The sequence below is a fragment of the Natronolimnohabitans sp. A-GB9 genome (assembly GCF_030848565.1).
In the GTDB taxonomy this organism is placed as follows: Archaea; Halobacteriota; Halobacteria; order Halobacteriales; family Natrialbaceae; genus Natronolimnohabitans.
Map to the genome: position 1 here is coordinate 1 of NZ_JAVDDV010000022.1, position 26282 is coordinate 26282.

A 26282-nucleotide genomic window follows, 5' to 3' on the forward strand; every position below is an offset into this window, starting at 1 on the left:
TTCAGGGGCTACGATTGCAGAGATCCCAGAAAATGCAGGGATGTACTGGCTCCTAATCATCTTGCCTTTTGGTGTTTTGTTCATGATGATTATATCTCCGATTGTGTATGTCGGAGGTATTGACCCAGAAACTGGAGTCGGAATTCGAGCACTCCTTCTGTTTATCTTTCCGAAGCTGGTACTTGAATGGGCCATGTTCCGAACACGAAACCGACTGGCTCCGGGGCCGATCTCTCGTTGGCTTATGCCTCGGGGACTTCACCACAAGTAATCAAAAGCCCCATCTCGTACTCGCCTTCGCCGTGAATAACCACTTCTCGCTGGTACGTTTCGTCCTTCTCCATACGGTCTCCTGTAGTCATACTGCCGGATAGCAGTAGCTACTATACGATAGCTGGGTGCGCTCGAGTCCCGATCGCAGGACGGGCGTCTTCCGCGTCCGGATAGTCGTCGATATATATAACCGTGGAGACGCTATCGTGAACGGCGAACGGATGCATCGACAGTCGCGGGACGACGGGAGACAACACGGGAGTTGGAGAGAGCGAGCAGTACAGTGATGATCGAGACGATTGCAGTGTCGGAGTTGCTGATTCAGGTGCTCATAGCCATCGCCACGGGCGGCCTGATCGGACTAGAGCGGGAGCGACGGCCAAGACGGAAGTTCGCAGGGCTTCGGACGCTGGCGTTGCTGTGTGGTGGCGGACCGATCGCCGTCCATATCGCCCATCAGGAGGGCCAACCCCTCGTCATCGTGATCTATCTCGGCCTCGCTGCCGCCTTCGCGCTCGCCGTCGTCTACGTTCGATTCGTTCTCACCGAGGAGGACGTCGGGCTGACGACGTCTGTCACCGTGTTCCTCGTCGCACTGCTTGGTATCCTCGTCGGCTACGAACAGTTCTTCGAGTCGACGTCGATCGCCATCGTTCTGGTCGTGCTCCTCTCGGAAAAGGAACGGCTCCACCGCTACGTCGAAAACGTCTCCGACCGGGAGCTGCTCGACTCGCTGAAACTCGGTGCCCTGGTGTTCATCCTGTACCCGATCGTCCCGGCCGCGCCGATCGACCCGTTCGGCGTGCTGTCACTTCGCGAGGTGCTCCTGTTTGCGATCTTCGTGTTGCTGATCGAGTTTACCTCGTACGTATCGATGCAACAACTGGGTGGCTCGAGAGGCCTGGCCATCACCGGGCTCCTCGCAGGAGGGGCAAACTCCTTTGCGGCGGCCGGTGTCCTCGCCCGGATTTCGAACCAGTCGCGCGACGTGCTCGATGCGGCGTCGGCCGCGTTGTTGTTGGCGACCGTCTCGATGATCGTACGAAACACCGGGATCGCCGTCGTTCTCGCGACCGGGCTGCTCTGGGCGCTCTGGCAGCCGATCGTGGCGATGGTGGGAGTGACCGTCGCGATCACGATCGTCCTGTGGACTCGAGGTGACGTCTACGAGCAGTTCGATCTCGACCTCGAGTCGCCGCTCTCGCTTGCGGCAGCCGCGAAGTTCTCGGCCGCGTACGCGGCCATCCTGCTCGTCTCGGTCGTCGCCGAGACGTGGTTCGGGAACCTCGGGCTGTACGCGACGGCGTTTGCGGGGGGTCTCGTATCGTCGGCCGCCGTCGCAGTGAGTGCGGCGACGGTGTTCAACGATGGAACCGTCGGCACGAACCAGGCAGCCGGAATGGTCGTACTGGGGATCACGGCGAGCCTGACCGCGAAGATCGTCCTGGTCGAGGTCGTGAGTGGACGAATGCGATCGAAGGCCGCAGCACCGATGGCGCTGATCGCCGTCGTCGGAATCGTCGTCTTCGCGCTTACGTGACTCGAAGCCGGACGCCCGGTTCCGCAGGGTGGCACGGATGCGAAAGCGCCACTCCCCGCTCGAGGGACGTCACTCGTCGACGTCAGTCCGCGGCTCGTCGCCCGCCGGACCGGGTTCGGCCCGCGTTTCGGGGTCGGGCTGGGGTCCGCCGCCGGTCTGTGCCTCCTGGGCGTCACCCCAGCCGCCGGCGTCGACGACCTCGAACAGCTTCCGCCAGTTCTCGTCGTCCTGACTCTCCGGAAGCTGGTCGCGGAGTTGCTGGAAGTCCGACGGTGGCACGAGCGACTCCACGAGGTCGACGATGATCCGGGCGTGGTACGCGGCTTCCGGTGGATCGGTCCGATCGCCCTCGATCTCGCTGACGCGTTCGATGAACTCCTGCCAGTCGAATCGTTGCCCGTGTTCCTGGACGGCACCGGTCATGTACCACTTGACTTCCATCGGGAGCGAAGCGGCGAGGTCTTCGGCCGCACCCTCCGGAATCCGCTGTCCAAGCGTCATCAGCGTCGCCCGGATCGCGCGGACGGTCCGACCGGTGTCGGGAAACTCGAGTCGGTGCTGTACTTCGCCGGTGAACTCGTCGAAGTTCATAGGCTGACACTCGTCGAGCAGGGACGTCAAGCTACAGGGGACGTGTTTCGCCACGAGACCGTCCGGGAGAGCGACCGGACGCCGGCGACACTCTATTAAGAGGAGTATCGGTGAACGGGAACGCATGACACTCGTCGCGTTCGACTTCGACGAAACGCTCTCCCAGTCCGACCCGAGCGTCCTCCTCGGACAGGAGTACGACGTCGCAGGCGAGATCCGCGGACTCGTCGAACAGGGATTCCAGGGCGAGACGGCGTTCGAAACGACCCTTCGACAGCGGGTGTCCCTTCTCGAGGGAATGCCGGAACGACGGGTCGAGACGGCGTTCGAACGGACGACGTTGCGCGACGGCGCCGCCGAGTTGATCAGCGACCTGCGGCGGTCGGACGTTCCGGTCGCGATCGTCACGGGGAGTTTCGAGCGGGCCGTCGAGGCAGCACTCGAGGAGGCTGGGGTCACGGCCGACCACGTCGTGGCGAACCGTCTCGTGGTGGAAAACGAGGCGCTGACGGGTGACGTCGAGGGCCCCTTACTCGAGGGTGGAAAAGACCGGGCGCTGACCGAACTCGCGACTGCCGAGGGCGTCGACCTCGATCGGACCGTCGCGGTCGGCAACGGAGCGCTCGACGCACCGATGCTCCGTGTCGCGGGCACCGCCGTCGGGTTCGCTCCGGAGCCGGTCGTCGAGCGACACTGCGACGTCGTCGTGACGTCGATGCAGCGGCTCCAGCTCTACTTCGAACAACACGGGATCGTCGAGGCGAACTGAACCGTCGGAGGAGGTCAAGCCACCTCGTCGGCAAACCAGTCAGCCGCGACCTCGGCGACCTCCTCGAGTTCGCCCTCGCCTTCGAAGAGGTGGCCCGCGCCCTCGACGACGTGGAGTTCGTTCTCGCAGGTGAGTTGAGCGCGGGCCTCGCGGTTGCGTTCGAGTACCTGCGTGTCGTTGCCGCCGACGATAAACAGAGACGGTGCCCGGACCTCATCGAGTACCTCGGCGGCCATGTCGACGCGGCCGCCACGCGAAACGACGGCGTCGACGTCGTCCTGCATGCGTGCTGCCGCTCGAAGCGCGGACGCGGCACCCGTACTCGAGCCGAAGTAGCCGACGTCGACGTCCCGCGTGTCCTCGCGGTCCCACAGCCACTCGGTGGCGCCGACGAGTCGGTCAGTGAGCAACGGGATGTCGAAGCGGTTCTCGCGGTACTGGTCTTCCGCCTCGGTGAGCAGGTCGAACAGCAGGGTCCCGAGTCCACGCTCGCGGATGACCTCCGCGACGTAGTTGTTACGCGGGCTCTTTCGACTGGAACCGCTGCCGTGGGCGAAGACGACCACGCCCGACGCGTCGGCCGGAATCTCGAGCATGCCCTCGAGAGTAACGTCGTCGACCGGGATGTCGACGAGGGTATCCGTCGGCTGTGTCATACCTGTTTCGACGACGGCAGCGTACTTCATGGACGGGGGTCGTCACGGTCGTCGGTCACCTCGCTCACCTGTACGTTATATATGTCCACACATCGTTCACAGGTCCGAACCGATGGCTACACGACGATTCACGGACAGAACCGACGCCGGAGAGCGACTCGGGGAGGAACTCCTCGAACGTGGGATCGACGCGGACATCGCACTCGCGATTCCGCGAGGGGGACTACCGCTCGGCCGCGCGGTCGCCGACGCACTCGACGTGCCACTCGATATCGTCGTCGCGAAGAAGATCGGCGCGCCCGGAAATCCGGAGTATGCCGTCGGCGCCGTCGCAAGCGACGGCAGCGTCTGGCGTAACGAACGCGCGATCAGCGGGACGCGGACCGACGAGGAGTACTTCGAGGAACAACGCGAGACGGAGGCGGAAAACGCACGCCAGAAGGCCAAGCGGTATCGCGACGGGCGACCGAAACCCGATCTGACCGACAAGACCGTCGTGGTCGTCGACGACGGCGTCGCGACGGGATCGACCGCCAGAGCCTGTCTCGAGCAGCTCACAAACTCCGATGCCGAACGGATCATACTGGCGGTGCCGGTCGGCCCGCCGGACACGATCGCCGAACTCGAGGAGACGGTCGACGAGGTCGTCTGTCTCGAGACTCCTGCCGGCTTCAGGGGCGTCGGACAGTTCTACCAGAACTTCGAGCAGGTGTCCGACGAAGAGGCGATGGCGTATCTGGAGTCGTAAGCGCGGATCGACCGGCCACGGACCGCAAATCGAAACCAGGCCGGGATCGAAGCGTCGTGTCGGAGCCGGCTTCGAGGTCGTGGGAACGACCACCGACTACTTGAGACCGAACGATGAAGGTCCGATAACGGCGCTCGTCGACCGCTGTACAGACACCGTCCGAACGACCGACCGAGAGGCCACAACCATGAACATCGAAGATATCGTCTCAGAGAAGTTCGCCGAATTCACACCAGAAACAACCGTCTCGAAGCTCGTCGGAACGTTTTCCGATTCCGACGTCGAGGGCGTCGTCGTCCGCGACGACGCGTTCGAGGGCGTCGTCACCCGGCGACAGCTCGCTACGTCACACCGCCAGCCAAACGAAAAGCTCGGCTCGCTGGTCTGGCACGTGCCGCGACTCGCCCCCGACGAGGACATCCGCAAGGTCGCACAGCTGATGATCGACAGCGACTCACAGCTCCTGCCCGTCTTCGAGGGGCAAGAGCTGATCGGGGTCGTCACCGCCGACGCGATCCTCGAGAAAGTGACGCCGTATCTCGACGCGGCGACGGTCGCCGAAGCCCACTCCGCGGATCTGATCTCGCTGGATCCCGATTCGACCATCGGCGACGCACTCAACCGGTTTCGGGAACACCGTATCACGCATCTGCCGGTCGTCGAGAACGATTCGGCGGTCGGCATCCTCAGCTTATACGACGTGACCACGATGACGGTGCGTGCGGAGGTCCAGAGCCAGGGCGGCGACGCCGGCGGCACCGATCCCTTCGGTGGCGAGATCTCCTCGAGTACGGCCCGATCGCGCCGTGGCGGGTACGGAGCGCGGGAGGGCGAATCCGATCGGATGCTCGATCTCCCGATCCGTGACGTGATGACGTCGCCGGTTCGCACGATTCACCCGGAGGAGACGCTCGACGTCGCCGTCGAGGAGATGTTCGAGATCGACGCCTCGTCACTGGTCGTAACCAGAAACGGCTCGCCACACGGCATCGTCACGAAGACCGACGTCCTCGACTCGCTGACGTGGGAAGCCGGCGGCAATCGCGGTGTCCAGGTTTACGGCACCAACCTGATCGACGACATGACCTACGACGAGATCGTGGCGATGGTCGAGAACTTCGACGACAAAGACCACGGGATGAACGTCTTAGACGCGAAGGTTCACCTCCACGAACACAACGAGAAACGGCGTGGAACGCCGCTGTTGCTCGCCCGAATCCGCCTGCACACCGACCGGGGGCTGTACGTCGCCTCCGGGGAGGGGTACGGCGCGAGTCACGCGATAAACGAGGCCCGCGACGTCTTGGAGCGACAGATCCGCGACCGCAAGACCTACGGCCGGTCGAAGAAACCGCCAAGCGAGGAGTTCTGGGAGAAACGCTTCGGCTGGATGCTCGAAGAGTGATACTGTCGGACTCCGGCAGTATAAGCAACGGTTACGGCAGCGTCATACGGTCTCCTGTCGTCACTGACCGCCGATCGCCAACACGGCCACACGGGGTCGGCGATCGGCGGGAGATCGGGACGACAGTCCGTATCAGCGCACGACGGTCACCGGAACGGTCGCCCGTTCGACGATCGACTTCGCGACGCTGCCGACCATCGCATCCGTCCGCTCGGAGCGGCCGCGGTGACCGACGAAAATCGTGTCGATCCCCTCGTCCTCGGCGAAGTCGGTAATCGCCGTGACCGGATCGCCGTAGAGCAGTTCGGTCTCGACGTCGTGTCCGAGTTCGTCGGCGAACGCCGAGACGTCCTCGAGGAGATCGAGCCCCCGCTGTTCGGCGTCGTCGATGCTCTCGAGGACGAGTCGCTGGTCGGCGTCCCACAGTGAGACTGTCGGTTCGTCCCCGCCCTCGTCGTGGACGGTGGGGTCGGCCGCGTAGGCAACCGTGATCGAGCCATCCATCGCGTCCGCGATGTCGGCGGCGTAGGCGAGTGCGTTCTCGGACTCTTCGGAGCCGTCGACGGCCACGAGGAACTGCATGGGTCTCCGTTCGCCGTCCACGGAGTTAAAACGTCCCCGCGCGACCGGTCCACCTTTCTCACCCCCTGGGGTGGAGGACTCCCAATTCACGTGAGCGCACTCGACCACAGCGACGGGGACGGTAGCGCCGAACGAACGCCACCGCTCGAGACCGTACGCGAGGGGGGTCGAGAGAGTACCGCTGTGACGTCGTTCCATCCCAGGAACTCGAGCGGACGTCCACAGCGTCCGACCGAGTACGACACCCCGTTCGGCCTCGAGTAGGACAGCCGATCAGACGTCCGGTCCGATGCGCTTGACTCGTCCCCGCGCGCCGGACTTGAGTTTGACGAGAATGCCCTCGGGATGGGTCCGCTCGTCGGAGAGGACGGCGCCGACCTCGCCGACGATCCGGTCACCGTTTTCCTGTTCGATCTCGACGGTCATTCCCTGGACGAGTTCGTCCCGCGTTGGCAGGTCTGCGGACATACGAGTCTCCCAACGACGGCGATTCCCTTAGAGGATTGTGTCGGTCTCGAGCACGTCGTCCTGTTGGCTCGAGTGGGAGTCACGCGCACCAGCACAGCGGCTATGTGGCTCGTCGGTGTAGCATCGCTCGACCTGGGGCCGGCCGTACGTCGGGTACGTCAGTTCCGTCGGCCCCTGGATCGGTGATCAGGGAAGATAGTATGACCGACACGACAAGCGACCACGACGGCGGCTGGATCGTCCTCTTTTCGGGCGGCAAAGAGTCGGCGTGGACACTCCACCGGAGCCAGGCGTCGGGGCTCGACGTCCGTCGACTGGTCTACGTCCACGCGGCCGACACCTCGGCGTATCACACACCGGCCACGCCGGTCGTCCGACTCGCCGCGCGGAGCATCGGGCTCCCCCTCGTCGACGCCGGACTCCCCACTATTGACGCCGAACCGCCCGACGTCGTGGCCGATCCAGCGGGAGCCGACGCCGACCTGCGCCCACTCGAGGAGACCGTTCGCGAGCTGGCGGACGCACTCGCGGACGGGCTCGCGGGAATCGTCGTCGGGACGGTCACGGACCAACACCGGGCAGACCGCGTCCGGTCGATCTGTGACCGCGTCGGCTGTGCGTTTCGGGCGCCGCTGTGGGGGGCAGAGCCACGCGAACTCGCGGAAGCGATGCTCGACGGCGGCCTCGAGATCGTCGTCGTCGAGGTGACCGCACCCGGGTTCGACGAGCGCTGGCTCGGCCGGCAGCTGGATTACGAGGCACTCGCCGACCTCGAAAGACTCGGCCACGAGTACGACGTCTCCCTCCTCGGCGAGGGCGGCGAGTTCGAGACGGTCGTGACCGACGGGCCACACATGTCCCGGCCGATCGGCCTCGAGTTCGAACGGGAGTGGCACGGGTCCTGGGGCCGAGTGCGGATCACCGACGCGTGGCTCGAAGACCCGGCTGACGAGTGAGACGGACGACGGTACCGAGTCCACATCGTCATACGGACTGCTGTCCCGATCTCCCACCGATCGCCGGCCACGCCCTGGCGATCGGCAGGACGTGACGACAGGAGACCGTCTCAGTCGACGACGACCACGTCGAACGTGTCGTCCCAGCGATACCGCCGCCCGCCCCAGACGAACGTCGGTCTGGCGATACCGGCGACCCCGAGAAACGGCGTGAGGACGAGCGACGGAACCGCAAAGAGCCACGTCCGTCGGTCGACGCCGAGCGCACGGTAGCGGTCGTACGCGAGGGCGGTCACGCCCGCGGCGACGAGCAGTGGCGCGACGACGCCGACCACGAGGATCGCGAGGAACAGCGCGAGGATCGCGAGCGTCCGGCGCGGCGCGAACCGGTAGAAAATCGTGACGAACCGCGTGAGCCGTTCGTAGGTCGCCCGTGGTCCACCCGGAACCCGGACCCCGTTGACGAGTGCTCGGGAGGCGACGACCTCGTCGGTGTACTCGGCGAGCAACGCGTCGTCGGAGACGGTCCGGCGCAGGTCGTCGACGTAGGCGTCGACGTCGATCTCGCGCCGGTCGAACGTGACGCCACCGCCCCAGGTCACCCAGTTCGTCCGATCGACGACGATAGAAGCAACCACGATACACAGCGGCTCGAGCAGTTTGAACGGGTACTCCTCGCTGTAGAAGACGGGAATCGCCGTCACTGTCCCGTGTTCCTCGCCGAGGCGTTTGATCGTGGCCAGCCAGTCGTCGTCACGGTCGACGTCGTCGTCGGTCAGGACGATCCGATCCTGGGCGACGTGTTCCAGCGCGTGCGCGACGGCGTTTGCCTTCCCCGAACAGCCTTCGGGGTCGCCGGCGACCAGCAGGTCGGCCGCTTCGGGGAGGTCTGCGCTCGCGACGGGGTCGGCCGGGCTGTCACAGACGACCAGCAGTTCGTCGTCGGCCTCGAGTTGACGAGCCACCTGCTCGCAGGACGTCGTCCACTCGAACGTCGGCAAGATGATACTCGCCATCGATTCCAGTTCATCGAACCGAAACTAATGGTTTCGGGATCGGTCGGCCGCCAGCGGCCCCACTCGAGGCACGTGACTGATACTGTCGGACAGCAGTCATACGGTTTCCTGTCCGTCAGTGCCGGCGCAACCGCGACCCGGGCGGTGGTTGCGCCGGGAAACAGGTACAGCAATCCGTATCAGTGATGGCTACTCGTACGTTCGTTCGAACTGGCTGACGCTCTCGTCGGTTCCGGCCAGGACGAGTTCGTCGTCGGCCTCGAGTGCTAACTCCCGTCCGTCGACGTCGATGATCGCCTCACCGTCTCTGACGACGGCGAGAAGGGTCACGCCGATCTCTCGGTCGACGTCGGCAGGCGTCTGTCCGGCCAGGTCGCCGACGGGAACCGTCACCACTCTGACCTGCTTGTCGAACGCCAGTGCCGCCTCCTCCTCTAAGACGGTGGCGGCCATCATCCGGCCGCTGACCGTCGCCAGCGATTGCACGTCGTCTGCGCCGGCGCGATAGAGTTTGGCTACGTCCGCCTCCTGGTTCGCTCTGACGAAGATATCGACGTCGGGATTTAAATCTCGAGCGATCAGCGTGGTGAAGATCGCGGTCGTGTCGTCGCCGACGGTGACGATCACCGCAGAGACGTCCTCGACACCTGCTTCGCGGAGTGTCGACGGTTCTCGGGCATCTCCTACGACGTCGACAGTCGGTTTCTCCTCGATGTCGAGGACGGTCACGTCGGTGTTCGTCTCTGCGAACGCGCCAGCGGCCGCCGTTCCTGACTCGCCGTACCCGGCTATCAGTACTCGCTGTGGGGCCAGTTCACGGACGGTCGACGCCGCTTCCGATCGGAGCGCCTCGACGCCGTCCGGAGCGCCAGCGACGAGGAGTCGTGTCTCGGCGTCGACCTCGAACTCCGATCCGACCGGGCTCACGAACTCGCCGTCGAGCCAGGCACCGATGACCCGGACGCCGAATCGGTCGGGGAACCGACACTCCCCGATTGATCGATCACAGAGGTCACTCCCGGCAGCGATCGAGACCTCGACCAGTTCGAGGTCGTCGCTGATCGCGACGCTCTCGTCGACTGCAGTCGTGACCGCCGTCGGGACTCGTCCTGCGAGACTCTCACCGAGCAGTTGGCGAGGGGACAACACTGCGTCGGCCCCCGCGATTCGGTGATACTCGCCCAGTTCTTCGTCTTCGACGACCGTTATCACCGGAATCTCGGAGTCCACTTCCCGAACCGACAGCACGATACTCGCGTTCACGTCGTCCGGGGCGTCCGCGACGACGGCGGTCGCCGCCTTGATCCCTACCCGCTCGAGGACGTCGACGGATTCCGGATCGCCGTGGACGACCCGCCACCCAGCCTCGTGTAACGCACTCGCCGACTCGAGGTCGGACTCGACGACGACGAACCGCCTGTCTCTGGCCTCGAGTTCGGTCGCGAACGACTCCGTCCGGGGCGTATGCCCACAGATGACGACGTGGTCTTCGAGATCGAGCGCTGCCGTCGGCGGCGACGTCTCGAAGGCGGTCCGGAACCAGGGGACGATGAAGGCGTTGATCGCCGCGAGGATCAGTCCGACCCCGGCCAGTTGCATCCCGATCACCAACACGTTCATCTGGGTCGTCTCCCAGGGTGCGTCCTGCCCGTAGCCGGTCGTCGTGAAACTCTGGAAGACGACCTCGAGGGACCGAATCAGCGGCTGTGGCTGCTCTTCCCAGGTCGCCATCCCGACGTTGTACGCGACCGTGAAAACGGCCGTCGTCACGACGACCAACGCGAGGTAGTACACGGTACGGCGAGACCACCAGTTCGACATGGCTACTCACAGTCACTAGACACTCTAGAATCCGTCGATCACTCGGTCTCGAACCGGCGATCGAATCGCTCGGAGATCGAGTCGGAGACGTCGGTGAGATAGGCCGTTCCCCACAGGGTGACGATGACGGCCCCGACGACGTTGAAGACGAGATCGAGCATCGTGTCGTCGATCCCGTGCTGGGCGAGGACGGCCTCGAGTCCGAGAACGATCGCGCTCTGATCGATGACGAACTCGAGGATCTCCCAGACGACGCCGGCAGCGAGGACGAAGACGAGGATGAACACGCCCATCACCGTCGGTGGGATATGGACGTCGTCCGTGTGGACGTGGACGGCCCGAAAGAGCGCATAGCCCGTGGCGGCGACGACCGACGCCGACAGCGCGTGAGTGAGGTGGTCCCACGGATCGACAGCGTCGTACAGTCCAGCCGATCCCAGGGCGTGGAGGAAGACTGCGGCGGTGATCCAGAGGACCAGACCCGCGTCCATCGGCAGGTCGTACTCGTGTTCGAAGATCGCCGGCACGAACGTGATCGCGAGCGCGACGGCGGCGTTGGCGATCGTCGGCAGATCCCGGAGAAAAAGGCCCCAGAGGAGGATGACAACGAGTACGACCTGCATTGCTCGGCTCGTCTGTCGCTGTCGACGCGGGGAGATTCCGAGCCGATCCCGAAGTTTCGGCGATTCACCCCCATCGGTCGACGAGTGCCGGTCTTCGGTCGCCGTCGGCGGAACGGCGGTGCGCTCGGTCGGCGTCCGATCCTGTGACCTGAAGTACAGATCGAAGACGAGTCCGCCGCCGATACCGGCAATCCCCGCGTAGATAAACTCGACCATCACGTCGGCGTTGATCGCGTCCTGCGAGCGGCCGTCGAGTACGAACGACGTTCCCAGGACGACGTCGGCGAGCCACTGCAATACGTTCCAGACGCCGGCTACTGCGAGCGTCGTGAGAACGACGAGGACGATAGCGAACCGATGGGTCATTCGAACGGCCGTGAATCGGTGGAGTTCCACGGCGATCAGCAGTGCCAGCGCGGCAACCGCGAGATACGTCGCGATATCGGTCGCGAACGGCCGCGCGAGGAGTGCCTGCCACACCACCGGGAGGGCAGCGATCACCACGAGTTCCCACGGCGGCATGACGCGTGGGTCACGAAACGCGGTCGCGGGTACCAGAACGATCGTGACGACGAGTATCGCGATGAGCGTCCAGTCGAATGCACCCTCGAGAGCGGTCACGACGGCGGTCAGTGAGAGGACGACGACGAGCACCCACCCCACGATCGCGTTCGGCCCCGTCTCCGAGAGCAACGCCCCCAGGTCGTCGGTTCGCTCCATGCGCCTTCGTTGGGCGGGACCGACCAAATCCGTATCCCCACTAGTGGCGGTCCAAGCCTGCACTGATGGGTCGAATCCTGCGGTGTCGTCCGATTCGACCCATCAGTCGACGGTTGGAACGGTACTAGACGACTCGAGTCGCCAGCACTCGAGTTCGGCCGCGGGAAACACACTTGTATTTCCGTTGCCTACGAACGGTCACGATGATGGCGACGACCCACGCGCTCTGGGGGATGGTCCTCGCGCTACCGGTGTACGCAGTCACACCGGAGTTCGCCCCGATCGCGCTCGTCGCGGGGTTGGTCGGCGGGCTGGCGCCCGACCTCGACCTCTATACGGGCCACCGGAAGACGCTTCACTATCCCGTCTACGCGTCGCTGGCGACGATTCCGGCGATCGGCCTCGCGTTTCTGTTCCCATCGACGCTGACGGTCGCGCTCGCCGTCGGTCTGGCCGCGGCGGCGTTACACGCCGTTTCGGACGTCTTCGGCGGCGGTCTCGAGCTCCGGCCCTGGGAGGGGACCTCCGAGCGAGCGGTCTACAGCCACTACCACGACCGCTGGGTCCAGCCTCGACGCTGGGTCCGGTACGACGGTGCCCCGGAAGACCTCGCACTCGCCGGCGTCGCGGCGGTCCCGCTGCTCGTGGTCGGAAACGAGATCGCCACCGCTGTCACGCTCGCATTCGTCACAGTCTCGGCCGGCTACGTCCTGTTGCGCAAGCCACTCGCAACCGTCGCCGAGTACGTCGCCGGCCTCGTTCCGGCGCCGCTCGTTCCCTATCTCCCCGCCCGCTATCGCAAGGGGTGATACGGTCACGACCCTCACCCCCGGCGACCGCACGGCCGACTCATCGGTGTACCGGCGCTGACCGACAGCGGAGACGTTCCGGCGGGACGGCAGATCAACCGGTGGGAATATCCCGACCGTATATCCGTTCGGTCGTCGAACGGTAACGTATGCACGTACTGGTGCCACTCGACGACTCCGAGCCCGCCCGCGACGCACTCGAGCACGCCTTCGAGATCTATCCGGACGCCGATGTCACGGCGTTACACGTCGTCAACCCGTCGATGTCGATGTACCGCGGCGACACGTCGTTCAACTTCGAGCGGTTCATCGAACTCGAGGAAGAAACCGCCGAGACGCTGTTCGAGATGGCCGAGGAGTTGGCCGACGAACACGATACGTCGCTGACGACCGAGACGATGATCGGTGCGCCCGCACGAGCAATCGTCGAGTTCGCGGACGAGAACGACGTCGATCAAATCGTCCTCGGGAGCCACGGTCGCTCGGGCGTCTCACGCGTCCTGCTTGGCAGCGTCGCCGAACAGGTCGTCCGCCGCGCAACGGTTCCGGTGACGGTCGTCCGATAACCGGTCGTCAGCGACCGGTCGGTCTCCTTCGGACTGCTGTCATCTACCGGCACGACCGCGTCTCGTCTGCGGTTGCGCCGGGACATCGGTACAGCAGACCGTCTCACTCGGAGAGCGCAACTCCCGATAGCTCGTCGACCCGAAGTTCGTACCACTCGAGTTCGACGTCACCCTCGACGTCGATATCCTTCGCGACGCGATAGTACCACGCTTCGATATCGTCGTCGACGTCACTCTCGTCGAGGGACTCGAGGGAACCGCTGGCGATCACGCTCGTCCAGTCGTGTGGGCTGTTCCAGTCGTAGACGGTCAGACAGACCTCCTCGCTCGTCTCGATGAACTCGCGTTTCTTGCTCTCGTCGGCGAACCCGAGGTCCATGATCGCCCGCTGTTCGTCGTCGTCGTACGCGAACGACATCGGGACGCCGTAGGCGCGACGGTCGCTTGCAAGCGAGAGGACGCCGGTTGCCTGGTCGTTCAGAAAATCGGTGATCTCGTCTGCTGCCATCGACTTACCGTACCACTGTGCTGTCATGTGAACACCGGGCGGCTAGACCACACTCTCGCTTAAGAAGATACGGTGACTTGTAGCGAGGTGAGACCGTCATCGCAGCGGAGAAACGAACGACGAAGACAGCGGTCCGTATGAGGGCGTATTTATACACGCAAAATAATAAGTCGTATGAACGATATAGTACTGGGAAAGATGTACTTTCACGCCGTGGGAATACGATGGAGGGTATATCCGGCACCCAGTCGAATACGGCCACAATGGAAGCCATGACAGAACGCCAGATCGTCGACGAGACCGGGGTCGTCCAGAGCCGGTGTGAAACGGGCGACGTCCTTCGGCTCCTGGCAGACAGCCGCCGTCGGCGGATCGTGGCCGCGTTGAACCAGGGAGAGGACGACTGGGTCGACGTCGAGACGCTCCGGCGGCGGGTGGCCGACGACGTGGAGTCGTCGGTCGACTGGGAGACCGAACTCCACCACGTCACCCTCCCGATGCTCGACGATATGGGGCTAGTCGAGTACGACCGACGCAGCGGTGCAGTTCGCTGTTATCGCTGCGAGCTGGTCCAGCGCGTGCTCGAGGCGACCGAATAGGGAACGCGGCCGCTGGCGTCTTGGCCGTGGGACACGATCGGACGGGAACTGATACGGACTGCTGTTCGTCGGTCCCGACACACCCGCGACGCCCTGCAGTTGGACCGGGACCGCCGACGAGTGTGGGAACGACCACCGAGAGTTATCCCACGCCGCGTCGAGTTGTAACGCACGACGATGAGCGACACAACGTTTGGGTTCCTGACCGAGGAGAACGTCCCGCTGTTTACCGACCTCTACGAGCTGCGGATGATGCAGGCGTCGTTCAACCAGGATCACAATCCGAAAGCGACGTTCAGCCTCTTTACCCGTGATCTGCCGCCGAACCGCGGCTACATGATCGCTGCGGGCCTCGAGCAGGCGATTCACTACATCGAGAACCTCTCCTTTGGCGCGCGGACTCTCGAGTTCCTGACCGAACAGGGGTTCGACGAGGGGTTCCTCGAGCAGTTGGCGACGTTCGAGTTCACCGGCGACGTGCGGGCGCTGCCGGAGGGGACACCGGTGTTCGCAAACGAGCCGTTGCTCGAGGTGACGGCGCCGATCCTACAAGCACAGCTACTCGAGACGGCACTGATCAACCAGGTCGGCTACCAGTCGCTGATTGCGACGAAGGCGAGTCGAATGCGCGACGTGATCGACCGACGGGGTGACGGACAACGCCTCGTCGATTTCGGCTCGCGGCGATCACACGGGACCGACGCCGGGATCAAGGCCGCGCGGGCCGCCTACGTCGGCGGCTTCGACGCGACCTCGAACGTCGCCGCCGGCGAGGCCTTCGGCGTCCCCGTCGCCGGAACGATGGCCCACTCGTGGGTCCAGAGCTTCGACCGGGAGCGCGATTCCTTCGAGGCGTTCGTCGACGAGTACGGATCGGAGAGCGTGCTCCTGATCGACACCTACGACACCGTCGCGGGTGCCGAACTCGCCAAGGACGTCGCCGAGGAGGCCGACGTCTCGCTGGACGGCGTTCGCCTCGACTCGGGCGACCTAGCCGCCCTCTCGAAGGAGGTCGACGAGGTGCTTCCCGACGTCGATGAGTACATCTCCTCGGGCATCGACGAGTACGCGATCGCGGAGTTTTTCGACCGCGACGGCGTCGGCGACGGCTTCGGGCCGGGAACCGCACTGGTAACGAGTACGGACGCACCGAAAGTCGAGGGCGTCTACAAGCTCGTGGCCGTCGAACGCGACGGAGAGATGCAGCCGACGATGAAGCTGTCGCCGGGGAAAGTCACGTACCCCGGCGCGAAAAGCGTCCGCCGGACCGAGTCGGACGGCGAGTATACCGGTGACGTCCTCGGGCTCCGCGACGAGGACCTCCCCGGGACCGAACAGCTCGTCACCATCATCGAGGACGGCGAGTGCGTCTACGACGTCCCGGACCTCGAGACGATCCGGGAGCGGGCCGACGAGAAACGACGAAAGCTCCCGGAGCGGCACCGCCGGATCGAGGATCCCGAACCGTACGACGTCCAAATCAGCGACGGCCTCCAGCGGAAGACCGACGACCTGCAGGCGACACTCGAGTCACGGGTCGAAGCGAGCGGCGGCGACGAACCCTGATACGGACCGCTGTCCGTCAGTGCCGGCACAACCACGACCCGGATCTGCGGTTGCGCCGCGAACTCGGTACAGCAGTCCGTCTGTCAACTGGAGTCGATCGAGACCGGTCCCTCGAGCTCGACGGCGATACCAATCATCGAATAGCTGATTTCTCGCGAGACGTTTCGGTGGGGAGCTTTTTTCGTGACCCCCGTCGTCTACTCGGGTATGTCGATCGACGAACTCCAGGAGTTTGGACTGAACGAGATGACCGACGACGAGATTCGGAATTTCCTGTCGTCCCGAAAAACCGGCGTTCTCAGCCTCCCCGACGAGGGCGGCCCCTATCTCTTCCCGATCTCGTACGGCTACGACGAGGACAGTCGGCTCTACTTTACCTATCTCGAGGGCGAAGAGAGCCGGAAAGCAACGCTGAGCGAGGCAGCCGACGCGGCGAGCTTCCTCGTCTACACGGTCGATACGATGTACAACTGGCAGAGTGTCCTCCTGTCGGGGCGGCTCTCGACCGTTCCGGAGTCCGAGTGGGACGAGATCGACGATTACCTCTCGGACGTCTGGCGTCCGGACCTCTTCGAGGACGTGGATCTGTCCGGGGAGGTCCAGGTCTTCGAGTACCGGATCGACGACTACACTGGGATCAAACACCAGGGACTGCCGCCCGCACTCGAGTCGAAGATCGACGCGGCCGACGAGTGATACGGTCTCCTGTAGTCAATTACCGCTGATCGCCGACCCCGTCCTGGCGATCGGTGGTAAATAGTTACAGCAGTCCGTATGAGACGGACCGTCTGACCGCTCGAGCAGCTAGCCAAGCGTCACGACGGGGATCTCCGAGCGACGGACGACACGGGCCGTCGTGCTCCCGAGCAGTCGGCCCGTGCCGACGGCTTCCCCCCGCGTTCCCATCGCGAGGAGGTCGGCGTCGACCCCGGGGGCGTACTCGAGCAGTTCCGCGGCGGGATCGCCCCGTCTGACGGTTGTCGTCACGTCGAGGTCCCGTTCGCGAGCCATCTCCGCGACCGTCTCGGTTGCATTGCGCCCGCCTTCCTCGAGTAGCCCGATGATGCTCCGTGGGGCGTCCTCGAGTGCGTACGTCGTCGTATCGACCACGTAGACGGCATACACTTCGGCGTCGTACCCTTCGGCGATGTCCAGCGCGTACTCGGCGGCACGCTCGGCGTCATCACTGCCGTCCGTCGGGACGACGATCCGATCGTAGCCGTCGACGGCGTCGACGTCCGGGTCGTCGGTCAGCCGTACCGAAAGCACCGGGACGTCGGCGAGCGTGATCACGCGTTCGGTGGTACTACCCAGGCGAGCGCGGTCGGCGCCGGTCCTGCCGTGGGTCCCCATCACGATCATGTCGACGTCGTGCTCGTCGACGTAGGCGAGGATCTCCTCGTGGGGAACGCCCTCGCGGACCGCTCGAGCGGCGTCGACGCCGTGTTCCTCGGCCTGATCCGTGATGCGGATCGTCATCTCGCGGGCGCGTTTCTCGGACGCAGTCGAGAGTTCCTCCCGATCGTCGGCCGAGAGCGTCGCCGATCCGGACGGCGGATCGACGACCGAGAGCGCGTGGACGGCCCCACCGTGGGTCGTCGCGAGTTCGATCGCGTGGCCGATCGTCGCCTCGGCGCCGGGACTGCCGTCGGTCGGGACGAGTATCGTCTCGAGCATAGTGGTCGTTCGACGCGAACCAGTATCAAGCCTTCCCGTACTCGCGTCCGGTTGCTGGCAGCCGGTGTTATCGAAGCACGGTGACCGGGACCGGCGACCGCCGGGCGACGGTCTCGGCGACGCTGCCAAAGAGGGGCCGGTCCGCATCGAGGCGGCCGTGAGAACCGACGACGACGTGGTCGACGTCCTCCTCGGTGGCGTACTCGACGATGAGACGTGCGGGCTGGCCGATATCGGAGTCGGTCGTGACCGATCGATCGTCGTCGGCGGCGATTTCGCCGATCCGCTCGAAGAGTCGGTCCGTCTCCTCGGTGACGAACCGGTGCCACTCCTCGGAGCCGAGCATCGGTTCGTACACCGAGTCGAAGTCGTCGCGCGTTCCGTACTCGGGTTCGAACAGGTCGACGACGTGATACGCCGTGACGTCTGCATCCGGAAACTCCTGGAGTGCATGACGCAGGGCACGCTCCGAGAGCGGCGAGCCGTCGACCGGGACGAGAACGTGGCGGGACATGAACGCGGATTCGTCTCGAGAGCTAATATAGTAACAACTGCAACGGTTTACACACTGATCGCCGATCCGTCTGGCGATCAGGTGTGCAATGACTTGCAGTGGCTACTATAGTACCGCTGGCGATTCTACGCGTTCGGTCCGAATCCGAACGGGGTCGGCCCGGGCGTGACGTTTTCCCCGACGCCGGCGAACGAGTCGTATGGCGTCGATCGAACTCCCCGATCCCGAGCCCGAACTCGAGTCCGACGAGACGAGCAGCGTCGAACGAGCGATCGCGGACAGAGAGAGTCGCCGGTCGTTCGCCTCGAGACCGCTTGCACTCACGGACGTCTCACAGTTGCTGTGGGCCGCACAGGGGATCACCCACACCAGAGACGGAATCGCCATGCGGGCCACTCCCAGTGCCGGGACGACGTATCCACTCACCGCGTTTCTCGAGGTCGCACGTGACGGGAACGAAGAGCTGGCGCCCGGCTGCTACCGGTACGAGCCCGCTGCACACCGACTCGAGCGAACGCTCGAGGGGTCCGTCCACGAAGCGCTCACGCGGGCAGCGCTGGGCCAGGACGTCGTAAGAAACGCCCCGACGACGGTCGTGCTAACCGGCGCGTACGATCGGACGCGGCGACAGTATCCCGACCGCGGCGAACGATACGTCCACATGGAGGCCGGACACGCGGCCGAGAACGTCCACCTCCTCTGTGAGTCTCGCGAGTTGAACTGCTGTCCAGTCGGCGCGTTTTCCGCTGGCGACGTCGCCGACGTCCTCGGGCTCCCGGATCGACTCGAGGCGCTGTACTTGCTTCCGGTCGGTCATCGGACGGGAGATCGCTGACCGACCGATCGCTCGGACTGGCGGGACCGTCTCCGATCGTGGTCGGTCATACTGTCGGACAGCAGTCAGTGCGCCGTCGGTCGCGAACGCGCGGCCGTCACCGTCGGGACGGCCGCAGTCGCGCGACCGATCGTCGACTCGTGCTGTCCAACAGTATCACTCGATGTCGATGGACCGTCCGTCGGGTTCACCCGGCTCTTTCTTGGGAAGCGTCACCGTGAGCACGCCGTTTTTGCACGTCGCCTCGATGGCCTCCTCGTCGACCGGTTCCGGGATGCGAACGGTACGGCTCATCGATCTTCGCGTTCGCTCGCTTTTGAGGTAGCGCTCTTCTGCATGCTCTTCGGTCTGTTCTTGCTCGCGTTCGGCGGCGATATACACCGTATCGTCGGCGAACCGGAGATCGATCTCGTCGGTCTCGAAGCCCGGCACGTCGGCCGTCAGCGTGAACTGATCGCCGTGGTCTGTCAGGTCGATCCCCATTGTCGAGACGCCGGACGTCGGCGCTCCGGACCGATCGGTGTCCCACATCTCCAGTAGCTCCTCGAACTGTCGTTGCATGCGCTTGAACTGGCGCTCGAGGTTCTCGAACGGATTCGTATCTGTCGCCATGCGTATCCTGGGAGTGTCTCCCCCAGTTGAGACGGCGACGACGCTCGTGTTAAACCTTTCATGAGCTTCGGTTATGGGACGCGTCGAGACGTTCGAACTGATAGGCGACCAACATTATACGTATCTCGCCATGGTTGGTCACAGTCGTGAGCGAAATCACGTACCAGGGGCTGGATATCGGACTGCTGGACGGTGGTGAGGACCTCGTCGGGTTGATCCTCGAGGCGACCGACGACGGAACGACGATACAGGACGACGACGTCCTCGTCGTCTCCTCGAAGGTCGTCTCGCTCGCCGAGGAGCGAATGGTCGCCCTCGAGCGCGTCCCCGTCTCCCCACGAGCGGAACGGATCGCCGACGTAACGGGAATCGACCCCCGTGAAGTCGAACTCATACTGCGTGAGTCGACAGTCCTGGGTGCGATCCCGGTTGCCGACATCGCCAGCGACCGTCTAGAGGCGTCGGCCGCCGATCAAACGGAGCGTCCAGGTCAAACTGGCCGAACGACTCCCGTTTCCCCGCCGGTGATACTGTCGGAGAAGTCACTGAAGATAATTCACCGAACGTATCGCAGATCGACGGGAACGCCCGTCATCGTTTTCCCCACACGGTGAATCCGTTACGGACGAATGCAACTCGAGGCAACGACGATCGATATCGGGACGAGCCGGCCCCTGGTCCTGTTAAACGGCATCGACGCGGACGAACTCGGTGCGCATCCCCTCGACCGCGTCCGGATCGAGTACGACGGTGAGACGACGACGGGGATCGTCAAGCGAACCGACGAACTGGTCGCGCCAGGGACGGTCGGCATGACCGAACCGCTACACCACGTCCGCGGTGCGATCGACGTCACGCTCGCCGGAACGCCCGGCTCCGTCCGATACGTCCGCAAGAAACTCGACGACGTCGAACTCGAGGCCCGCGAACTCGAGACGATCGTTCGGGACATCCACGAGAACCGCCTTTCGGACGTTGAACTCAGCGCCTACGTCTCGGCCGTCTACACGAACGGGTTCTCGCTCGAGGAGACGAAACATCTGACACAGGCGATGAGCGACGTCGGGCAGCGGCTGACGTGGGACGCACCGATCGTCGCGGACAAACACTCGATCGGCGGCATCGCCGGCAACTGCGTGACGCCGATCATGGTCGCGATCGTCACGGAGGCGGGACTGACGATGCCGAAAACCTCCTCGCGGGCAGTGACCTCCCCGGCGGGGACGGCCGACGTCATGGAAGTCTTCTGTGACGTCGAGTTCACGATGAACGAGATCGAGTCGATCGTCGCGGAGACCAACGGCTGTCTCGTCTGGGGCGGCGGCGTCGATCTCTCACCGGTCGACGACGAGATCATCCGCGCCGAGAACCCCCTCTCGATCGACCCGCAGGGCCAGCTCATCGCCTCGGTGCTCTCGAAGAAACGAAGCGCCGGCTCGAATCACGTCGTAATCGACATCCCCTACGGCGAAGGGGCGAAAGTCGAGAGCCTCGTCGCCGCCCGCAAGCTGGCAGACGACTTCAAACGGGTCGGCGACCACCTCGAGATGGACATCAGCTGTGCGATCACCCACGGGACCGACCCGATCGGACGCGGCGTCGGTCCCCTCCTCGAGGCACGGGACGTCCTCTCGGTTCTCGAGGGTGAGGGGCCGGAGTCGCTCCGGCTGAAATCGCTCCGGCTCGCGGAGTTGCTGTTGGATCACTGTGGCGTCGACGCCTCGGCGACCGAGATCCTCGAGTCTGGGCGTGCACTCGAGCGATTTCGTCGGATCATCGAAGCCCAGAACGGCGACCCCGAAATCGAATCGGACGATCTAACCCCTGGCGAGGAGACACGAACGGTTCGTGCAGAACGGACCGGTATCGCGACGCGGGTCGACAACAGACAGCTCTGTGACCTCGCGCGGCGTGCGGGTGCGCCACTCGACGCTTGCGCCGGCGTCGTGATGCATCGGACCGCCGGCGACGAGGTCGACGCCGGCGATCGGCTCTATACGATCCACGCCGAGACGTCGGCCAAACTCGACGAGGCGTCGGCGCTTGCCGACCGACTCGAGCCGATTCGCGTCCGGAGCAAGGCGGACGCGCTCGTCGAACGGCGGTAGCTAGTACCGGTCCACCCGTCGACTGCTGTGTCGAACCAACCACACGGCAGGGTTGCGTAACGTACGATCCAGCAGCTCAGGCCTGGAAACGCCCTAGCCAGAATCGTCCGCGTCGTAGAACGTCTCGTGGGGATCGAGCGCCTCGAGTTTCGGCGGTGATGGGTCCCGGACGATGAACACGTCGTAGGACTCTTCGTCGGCGAGGTGGACGCCGACGCTGGTCAGCGGCGTCACGACGCGACCGACGTTGTCACTGCCGAGGAAGACGACGCTCGGTTCCTGCTCGACGACTAACTCCTCGATCCGATTCGCGAGGCGTGCTTCGGGTGGGAACTCTCGGATCCGTTCGTACTCGTAGGACGCATCCGGCGCGAGTGACCGGACCTGCTCGCGAAGCGCGTCGACGACGGCGTCGACGTCGTACGGTTCGTCGTCGGCGATCCAGCCCTTCTCACGCGCGTATTTTTTCCGTTCAGGAATCACGGAGACAGCCGTGACGTCTTCCTCGAGTGCGACGCTGTACTCGACGGCCCTGGCGAGAGCGGCCTGTGCGAGTGTCGATCCATCGAACGGCACGACGAACGTCATACCTCACGTCTTTACTCCCTGAACAATAACTCCGCGGGATCGACCGAAGCGAGACGGCGGTCGCCGGGCGACATCGCTCGATACCGACGCGATCGGGTACCGAATAAATGTAAAGTCACCCATAGTTACGACTGTTTCGGCGTCGATAATGGATCGTTTTCCACCACCGTGTATTACAGGGGTACCATCGTAATAGTGCTGAAAGTAAACCACCATATAGTGGGGAAATGAAGGTCGGTAGTCGAACGCAGTCGAAAGCATATCATACAAAACATATGGCATTAATGTTAATGGTTCGATATATGTTACGGACGGGCTACTCTCCGGCGGCGCCGATCGTTCGGTGGCTGACGTTCGATCCAGGTCATGACTCGTATGGATTGGGTCAGTCGGCGCCGTCGACTCACACCTCTCTGCCGTACCCAGAGTAGCCACTGACCGGCAGTGCACACCCGATCGCCCGGGGAGCGCGGGTCGAGGCGACCACCGGAGCGAGCCCCGTGAACTGGCCGGCAGGGACCGACGTGACTCGTGAGCCCGCGAGTGGTGTGGGGAACAGGTTCGGTTGTTACTACCGGTGGGTCGAGACATCGATCCAGAACCCCGTCTCACTCGAGTCGATGGCGGGTCGAGTGACCGATCGGGACGGCAGCGCCACTCGTTGGTACGTCGACGAAAAGCAGTCTTGTCCCGCCACGAGTGGCACACGTGGCCGATCGGTGAGTCATCGCACACCTCCTACGGCCACTCATACTGCCGGACAACACACTACACACCGATCGCACTCGAGACGCCCTCGCGGGACGACAGGCATCGCGACGCGATCGAATGGGCACTGATACTGCCGGACAGCAGTCAGTACACCGTCGGTTCCGATGCGACTGTGACCCATCTTGCCGATCGCGTCGGGAACGCGGAAGACCGTTTCACTCGGTTTCGACGTCGATGTCGCCGACCTGTGTCTCTTCGTGGTACCGACAGATATAGACGTCCATCTCCTCGGTGGCCTCGACGCCCTCGAGGGTCGTCTCCTCGCCTTCCTCCGACACGTCGTCGCTGACGTAGTCGTTGATGACCTCGTCGTCCTCGTCGCGAATCTCGAGGTTGTGCTCGACGCCGTCGCCGTTGACCCACCTGAAGTCGTACTCCTGGCCTTCGATCAGCGTGAGCGGCGGGTTCTCGATCCCCTCGATGAACTCCGGCTCGATACCCTCCCAGTGTTCGATAACCCCTTCGAAGTAAAACTCGTCGACCTCCTCCCACTCCTCGATATCGACATCCTCGAGGTCGTCTTCGGGCTCTTCGTCGTCGGGATCGTCGTCGTCATCCGGACAGCCGGCCAGCAGCGCAATCCCACCAACGGTACCGAGTTTTACCATCGTGCGCCGCGAAAGGGTGTCGTTGTTCTCCATCGGAACCATCGACACCGTGACCACTGGTAAACCCCATTCACCACAGCGGTGACAGTCATACTGTCGGACAGCAGTCTGTCTATTTGAACGATAACGGACCGTCAGGCCGTCAACACCGGTCGATCCGCTTGCCGAACGATACGTTCAGCGGTGCTGCCGATCTTACCGGGCCGTTCGTGGCTCTGACCCTGGAACCCGATCACGATCAGATCCGCGTCGATCTCGTCGGCCGCATCCTGGAGTTGCTCCCAGGGGCGGCCGTGACAGACGTCCCAGGTACAGTCGATGCCGAGGTTCTCCGCGCGATCGCTTAAATCCTCGAGCATCGCCGCGCCCTGGTCCTCGAGTCTGTCGATGACGATCTCGGCGCTGCTCAGTGCCGGCTCGCCGTATCGGTGCGTCTCGACGCAGTACATCGCGTGTATCTCGGCGTCGTACCGGTCTGCGAGTTCGAAGGCGTGTTCGACTGCACGGTTCGCGGGATCGCTTCCATCGGTCGGAACGAGGATCGTATCGTACATCGTAGGCGTATCCACGTCGGAGGGTTCCTAATAGTTCACAGTACGGTCGGTGATACGTTCGAGACGCGAGTCGCCACTCATCTCATACGGTCTCCTGTCGTCACCGCCCGTCACTCGCCGACCCCGTGTAGGATCGGCGGGCGAGCGGGACGGCCGTCCGTATCAGGCCGTAATGACCGGTCGGTCGAGATATCTGACGACTCGCTCGGCAGTGCTGCCGATCTCGCCGCCGGGACCGGCGCCCAGTCCCCGGTTACCGAGCACGACCAGATCCGCGTCGATCTCGTCGGCGTAGTCGGCGATCTCGCGATGCGGGCGGCCGCTGCGGATCTCGGTCGATACGTCGACGTCCGCCTCCGTCGCGAGGTCGTCGAGGAGATCCCGACCACGCGACTCGAGGTCGTCGACGACCTCACCTTCGTCGGCGACCATCGAACTGCCGTATCGACTGGTGTCGACGACGTAGATCCCGTGGAGGGTGGCGTCGAACGTCGAAGCGAGGTCGAGCGCGTGCTCTGTCGCACGGCTCGCCGGTTCGCTCCCGTCGGTCGAAACGAGGATCGTCTCGTACATGAACGTAGCTACCTCACCACCGACTGGGATATATAACTTCGGTCAGTGATACGCGACAGTTATCGATCGGTCAGTCGCCGACCGATCGCATCGGCGCCGACGAGCGCGTCACGGACGGCCGCCGGAGTCACCTCGAAGGGCTCGTTGTGGATCGTCTCGTCGTCGGCACAGGCGGCCTCAGCGACGACCGACAGCTCGTCTCGAGTGGGGTCCTCGAGTCCGATCTCGGCGAGCGTCGTCGGCAGTCCGACCGAGGCGGCAAAGCCAGCGACGTCCTCGACGAACGCGTCTTCGCGGCCCTCGAGGACGAGTTGGGCGATCGTTCCGATCGTCACCTTCTCACCGTGAGTCGCCTCGTGGGTCGCCTCGAGCTGGGTCAGCCCGTTGTGGATCGCGTGGGCTGCTGCGAGCCCGCCGCTCTCGAATCCGAGACCGCTGAGTAAGGTGTTGGCCTCGACGACGGCCTCGACGCTCTCGGTCACGGCGTCTCGCTCGACGGCATCGACGGCCGATCGGCCGTGGTCGCGAAGCGTCGTGTACGCGAGGTTCGCGATCTCCTGGGCCGTTCGGGTCGATCGCGTTCCGAAGATCGTCGTCGCGCCCGATCGGTACGCGGCGTCGGCCTCGAACCACGTCGCGAGCGCGTCCCCGATCCCGCCCCGGAAGAACCTAGTCGGCGCTTCGGCGACGACCTCGGTGTCGACGACCACGAGGTCGGGATGACGTTCGTAGACGTGGAACTCGACGAACTCGCCGTCTTCGGTGTAGATCACTGCGACCGAACTCGTCGGCGCGTCGGTCGACGCGACCGTCGGCAGCGAGACGAGCGCTCCGCCGACTCGCTCGCGGGCTGCCCTCGCGGTGTCGATCGCCTTTCCGCCGCCAGTTCCGACGATCACGTCGGCATCGTACTCGGCGTGGACGTCCGCGACGCGCTCGATCTCGCGTTCGGAACACTCGCCGCCGAACTCCTCGAGGGCGACGTCGAACCCGGCCGACTCGAGACTCTCGCGTACGCGATCGCCGACGAGATCGAGGACGAGGTCGTCGCCGAGCACGAGGGCAGTGCTCCCGAGGTCGTCGGCGTAGTCGCCGAGATCGTCGATGACGGTCCGTCCCTGTACGTATCCCGCTGGAGATCTGAATAGCTGTGTCGTCATGGTCGTCATCGTCCGGAGTCCGGACACCCTACGTACGACCGACGCCGGTATATAACCACACCGCAG

The 26282-nt window shown here is 64.2% G+C and carries 31 protein-coding genes; 14 read left to right on the top strand and 17 right to left on the bottom strand.

Features of this window, described 5'->3' with window-relative positions; genetic code table 11:
* Positions 1–195: hypothetical protein (locus RBH26_RS18100; protein ID WP_306759782.1), on the bottom strand; the 195-nt coding region annotated here is incomplete at its 3' end.
* Between the two features lie 364 nt (positions 196–559).
* Here RBH26_RS18100 and RBH26_RS18105 point away from each other — a divergent pair.
* Positions 560–1813 (top strand): DUF4010 domain-containing protein, encoded by a 1254-nt coding sequence (locus tag RBH26_RS18105; RefSeq protein ID WP_306759783.1) that lies wholly within the window; start codon positions 560–562, stop codon positions 1811–1813.
* A 69-nt stretch (positions 1814–1882) separates the two neighbouring features.
* Here the strand turns inward: RBH26_RS18105 and RBH26_RS18110 are convergent, their stop codons facing one another.
* Positions 1883–2404: a DUF2267 domain-containing protein gene (locus RBH26_RS18110; protein WP_306759784.1), complete on the bottom strand. Its 522-nt coding sequence runs from the start codon at positions 2402–2404 to the stop codon at positions 1883–1885.
* A 124-nt stretch (positions 2405–2528) separates the two neighbouring features.
* On the opposite strand from RBH26_RS18110, the gene RBH26_RS18115 reads away from it, so the two are divergent.
* Complete coding sequence (locus RBH26_RS18115) at positions 2529–3173, top strand: HAD family phosphatase (RefSeq protein ID WP_306759785.1); 645 nt, start codon at positions 2529–2531, stop codon at positions 3171–3173.
* A gap of 14 nt (positions 3174–3187) precedes the next feature.
* On the opposite strand, the gene RBH26_RS18120 is transcribed toward RBH26_RS18115, so the two are convergent.
* Positions 3188–3829 carry an alpha/beta family hydrolase gene (locus RBH26_RS18120; protein ID WP_306759834.1) on the bottom strand — a complete coding sequence of 214 codons (642 nt, stop codon included), beginning with the start codon at positions 3827–3829 and terminating at the stop codon, positions 3188–3190.
* Between the two features lie 112 nt (positions 3830–3941).
* Between RBH26_RS18120 and RBH26_RS18125 the strand changes: the two genes are divergently transcribed.
* Positions 3942–4577 carry a phosphoribosyltransferase family protein gene (locus RBH26_RS18125; protein ID WP_306759786.1) on the top strand — a complete coding sequence of 212 codons (636 nt, stop codon included), beginning with the start codon at positions 3942–3944 and terminating at the stop codon, positions 4575–4577.
* A gap of 187 nt (positions 4578–4764) precedes the next feature.
* Positions 4765–5982, top strand: a complete 1218-nt coding sequence (locus RBH26_RS18130; protein WP_306759787.1) for a CBS domain-containing protein — start codon at positions 4765–4767, stop codon at positions 5980–5982.
* Positions 5983–6114: 132 nt separating this feature from the next.
* Here RBH26_RS18130 and RBH26_RS18135 read toward each other — a convergent pair whose 3' ends face one another.
* Positions 6115–6564, bottom strand: coding sequence for a universal stress protein (locus tag RBH26_RS18135; protein ID WP_306759788.1), 450 nt, complete (start codon positions 6562–6564; stop codon positions 6115–6117).
* A gap of 90 nt (positions 6565–6654) precedes the next feature.
* Here RBH26_RS18135 and RBH26_RS18140 point away from each other — a divergent pair, with 90 nt between their 5' ends.
* A complete protein-coding gene (locus RBH26_RS18140) occupies positions 6655–6828 on the top strand; it encodes a hypothetical protein (RefSeq protein WP_306759789.1) in 174 nt (57 codons plus the stop codon).
* 9 nt (positions 6829–6837) lie between these two features.
* Here the strand turns inward: RBH26_RS18140 and RBH26_RS18145 are convergent, their stop codons facing one another.
* Positions 6838–7032 (bottom strand): DUF2196 domain-containing protein, encoded by a 195-nt coding sequence (locus RBH26_RS18145; protein WP_306759790.1) that lies wholly within the window; start codon positions 7030–7032, stop codon positions 6838–6840.
* A 200-nt stretch (positions 7033–7232) separates the two neighbouring features.
* On the opposite strand from RBH26_RS18145, the gene RBH26_RS18150 reads away from it, so the two are divergent.
* Positions 7233–7988 carry a diphthine--ammonia ligase gene (locus RBH26_RS18150; protein WP_306759791.1) on the top strand — a complete coding sequence of 252 codons (756 nt, stop codon included), beginning with the start codon at positions 7233–7235 and terminating at the stop codon, positions 7986–7988.
* 110 nt (positions 7989–8098) lie between these two features.
* On the opposite strand, the gene RBH26_RS18155 is transcribed toward RBH26_RS18150, so the two are convergent.
* The 3 genes from RBH26_RS18155 to RBH26_RS18165 form a co-directional block, all read right to left on the bottom strand.
* A complete protein-coding gene (locus RBH26_RS18155) occupies positions 8099–9004 on the bottom strand; it encodes a glycosyltransferase (RefSeq protein ID WP_306759792.1) in 906 nt (301 codons plus the stop codon).
* Between the two features lie 189 nt (positions 9005–9193).
* Positions 9194–10825 carry an NAD-binding protein gene (locus RBH26_RS18160; protein ID WP_306759793.1) on the bottom strand — a complete coding sequence of 544 codons (1632 nt, stop codon included), beginning with the start codon at positions 10823–10825 and terminating at the stop codon, positions 9194–9196.
* Between the two features lie 38 nt (positions 10826–10863).
* Positions 10864–12168 carry a hypothetical protein gene (locus RBH26_RS18165; RefSeq protein ID WP_306759794.1) on the bottom strand — a complete coding sequence of 435 codons (1305 nt, stop codon included), beginning with the start codon at positions 12166–12168 and terminating at the stop codon, positions 10864–10866.
* Positions 12169–12371: 203 nt separating this feature from the next.
* On the opposite strand from RBH26_RS18165, the gene RBH26_RS18170 reads away from it, so the two are divergent.
* Both RBH26_RS18170 and RBH26_RS18175 read left to right on the top strand, forming a co-directional pair.
* Positions 12372–12977: a metal-dependent hydrolase gene (locus RBH26_RS18170; protein WP_306759795.1), complete on the top strand. Its 606-nt coding sequence runs from the start codon at positions 12372–12374 to the stop codon at positions 12975–12977.
* A gap of 149 nt (positions 12978–13126) precedes the next feature.
* A complete protein-coding gene (locus RBH26_RS18175; protein ID WP_306759796.1) occupies positions 13127–13543 on the top strand; it encodes a universal stress protein in 417 nt (138 codons plus the stop codon).
* A gap of 103 nt (positions 13544–13646) precedes the next feature.
* Here RBH26_RS18175 and RBH26_RS18180 read toward each other — a convergent pair whose 3' ends face one another.
* The gene (locus tag RBH26_RS18180; protein ID WP_306759797.1) at positions 13647–14078 is read right to left on the bottom strand and encodes a pyridoxamine 5'-phosphate oxidase family protein; all 432 of its coding nucleotides are present in this window, start codon (positions 14076–14078) and stop codon (positions 13647–13649) included.
* Positions 14079–14314: 236 nt separating this feature from the next.
* Here RBH26_RS18180 and RBH26_RS18185 point away from each other — a divergent pair, with 236 nt between their 5' ends.
* The 3 genes from RBH26_RS18185 (at position 14315) to RBH26_RS18195 (ending at position 16912) form a co-directional block, all read left to right on the top strand.
* A complete protein-coding gene (locus tag RBH26_RS18185) occupies positions 14315–14650 on the top strand; it encodes an ArsR family transcriptional regulator (RefSeq protein WP_306759798.1) in 336 nt (111 codons plus the stop codon).
* Positions 14651–14827: 177 nt separating this feature from the next.
* A complete protein-coding gene (locus RBH26_RS18190; protein WP_306759799.1) occupies positions 14828–16216 on the top strand; it encodes a nicotinate phosphoribosyltransferase in 1389 nt (462 codons plus the stop codon).
* A gap of 207 nt (positions 16217–16423) precedes the next feature.
* Complete coding sequence (locus RBH26_RS18195) at positions 16424–16912, top strand: pyridoxamine 5'-phosphate oxidase family protein (protein ID WP_306759800.1); 489 nt, start codon at positions 16424–16426, stop codon at positions 16910–16912.
* Between the two features lie 108 nt (positions 16913–17020).
* On the opposite strand, the gene RBH26_RS18200 is transcribed toward RBH26_RS18195, so the two are convergent.
* Entirely contained in the window at positions 17021–17893 is an 873-nt protein-coding gene (locus RBH26_RS18200; protein WP_306759801.1) for a universal stress protein, read from the bottom strand.
* 67 nt (positions 17894–17960) lie between these two features.
* Positions 17961–18407, bottom strand: coding sequence for a universal stress protein (locus RBH26_RS18205; protein ID WP_306759802.1), 447 nt, complete (start codon positions 18405–18407; stop codon positions 17961–17963).
* 199 nt (positions 18408–18606) lie between these two features.
* Here RBH26_RS18205 and RBH26_RS18210 point away from each other — a divergent pair, with 199 nt between their 5' ends.
* Positions 18607–19242 (top strand): SagB/ThcOx family dehydrogenase, encoded by a 636-nt coding sequence (locus RBH26_RS18210; protein ID WP_306759803.1) that lies wholly within the window; start codon positions 18607–18609, stop codon positions 19240–19242.
* A gap of 156 nt (positions 19243–19398) precedes the next feature.
* On the opposite strand, the gene RBH26_RS18215 is transcribed toward RBH26_RS18210, so the two are convergent.
* Positions 19399–19854 carry an Hsp20/alpha crystallin family protein gene (locus RBH26_RS18215; protein WP_306759804.1) on the bottom strand — a complete coding sequence of 152 codons (456 nt, stop codon included), beginning with the start codon at positions 19852–19854 and terminating at the stop codon, positions 19399–19401.
* Positions 19855–20000: 146 nt separating this feature from the next.
* Here RBH26_RS18215 and RBH26_RS18220 point away from each other — a divergent pair, with 146 nt between their 5' ends.
* Positions 20001–20468: a coenzyme F420-0:L-glutamate ligase gene (locus tag RBH26_RS18220; RefSeq protein WP_306759805.1), complete on the top strand. Its 468-nt coding sequence runs from the start codon at positions 20001–20003 to the stop codon at positions 20466–20468.
* A gap of 15 nt (positions 20469–20483) precedes the next feature.
* Positions 20484–21962, top strand: a complete 1479-nt coding sequence (locus RBH26_RS18225; protein ID WP_306759806.1) for an AMP phosphorylase — start codon at positions 20484–20486, stop codon at positions 21960–21962.
* Positions 21963–22055: 93 nt separating this feature from the next.
* On the opposite strand, the gene RBH26_RS18230 is transcribed toward RBH26_RS18225, so the two are convergent.
* The 5 genes from RBH26_RS18230 to RBH26_RS18250 all read right to left on the bottom strand — a co-directional run bounded on the left by RBH26_RS18230 (position 22056) and on the right by RBH26_RS18250 (position 26216).
* Complete coding sequence (locus tag RBH26_RS18230) at positions 22056–22550, bottom strand: universal stress protein (protein WP_306759807.1); 495 nt, start codon at positions 22548–22550, stop codon at positions 22056–22058.
* A gap of 926 nt (positions 22551–23476) precedes the next feature.
* Entirely contained in the window at positions 23477–23962 is a 486-nt protein-coding gene (locus tag RBH26_RS18235) for a PKD domain-containing protein (RefSeq protein WP_306759808.1), read from the bottom strand.
* A 101-nt stretch (positions 23963–24063) separates the two neighbouring features.
* Positions 24064–24483, bottom strand: a complete 420-nt coding sequence (locus RBH26_RS18240) for a universal stress protein (protein WP_306759809.1) — start codon at positions 24481–24483, stop codon at positions 24064–24066.
* Between the two features lie 162 nt (positions 24484–24645).
* Positions 24646–25056 carry a universal stress protein gene (locus RBH26_RS18245; protein ID WP_306759810.1) on the bottom strand — a complete coding sequence of 137 codons (411 nt, stop codon included), beginning with the start codon at positions 25054–25056 and terminating at the stop codon, positions 24646–24648.
* A gap of 59 nt (positions 25057–25115) precedes the next feature.
* Positions 25116–26216, bottom strand: a complete 1101-nt coding sequence (locus RBH26_RS18250) for a glycerol dehydrogenase (protein ID WP_306759811.1) — start codon at positions 26214–26216, stop codon at positions 25116–25118.
* Positions 26217–26282 lie beyond the last annotated feature (66 nt).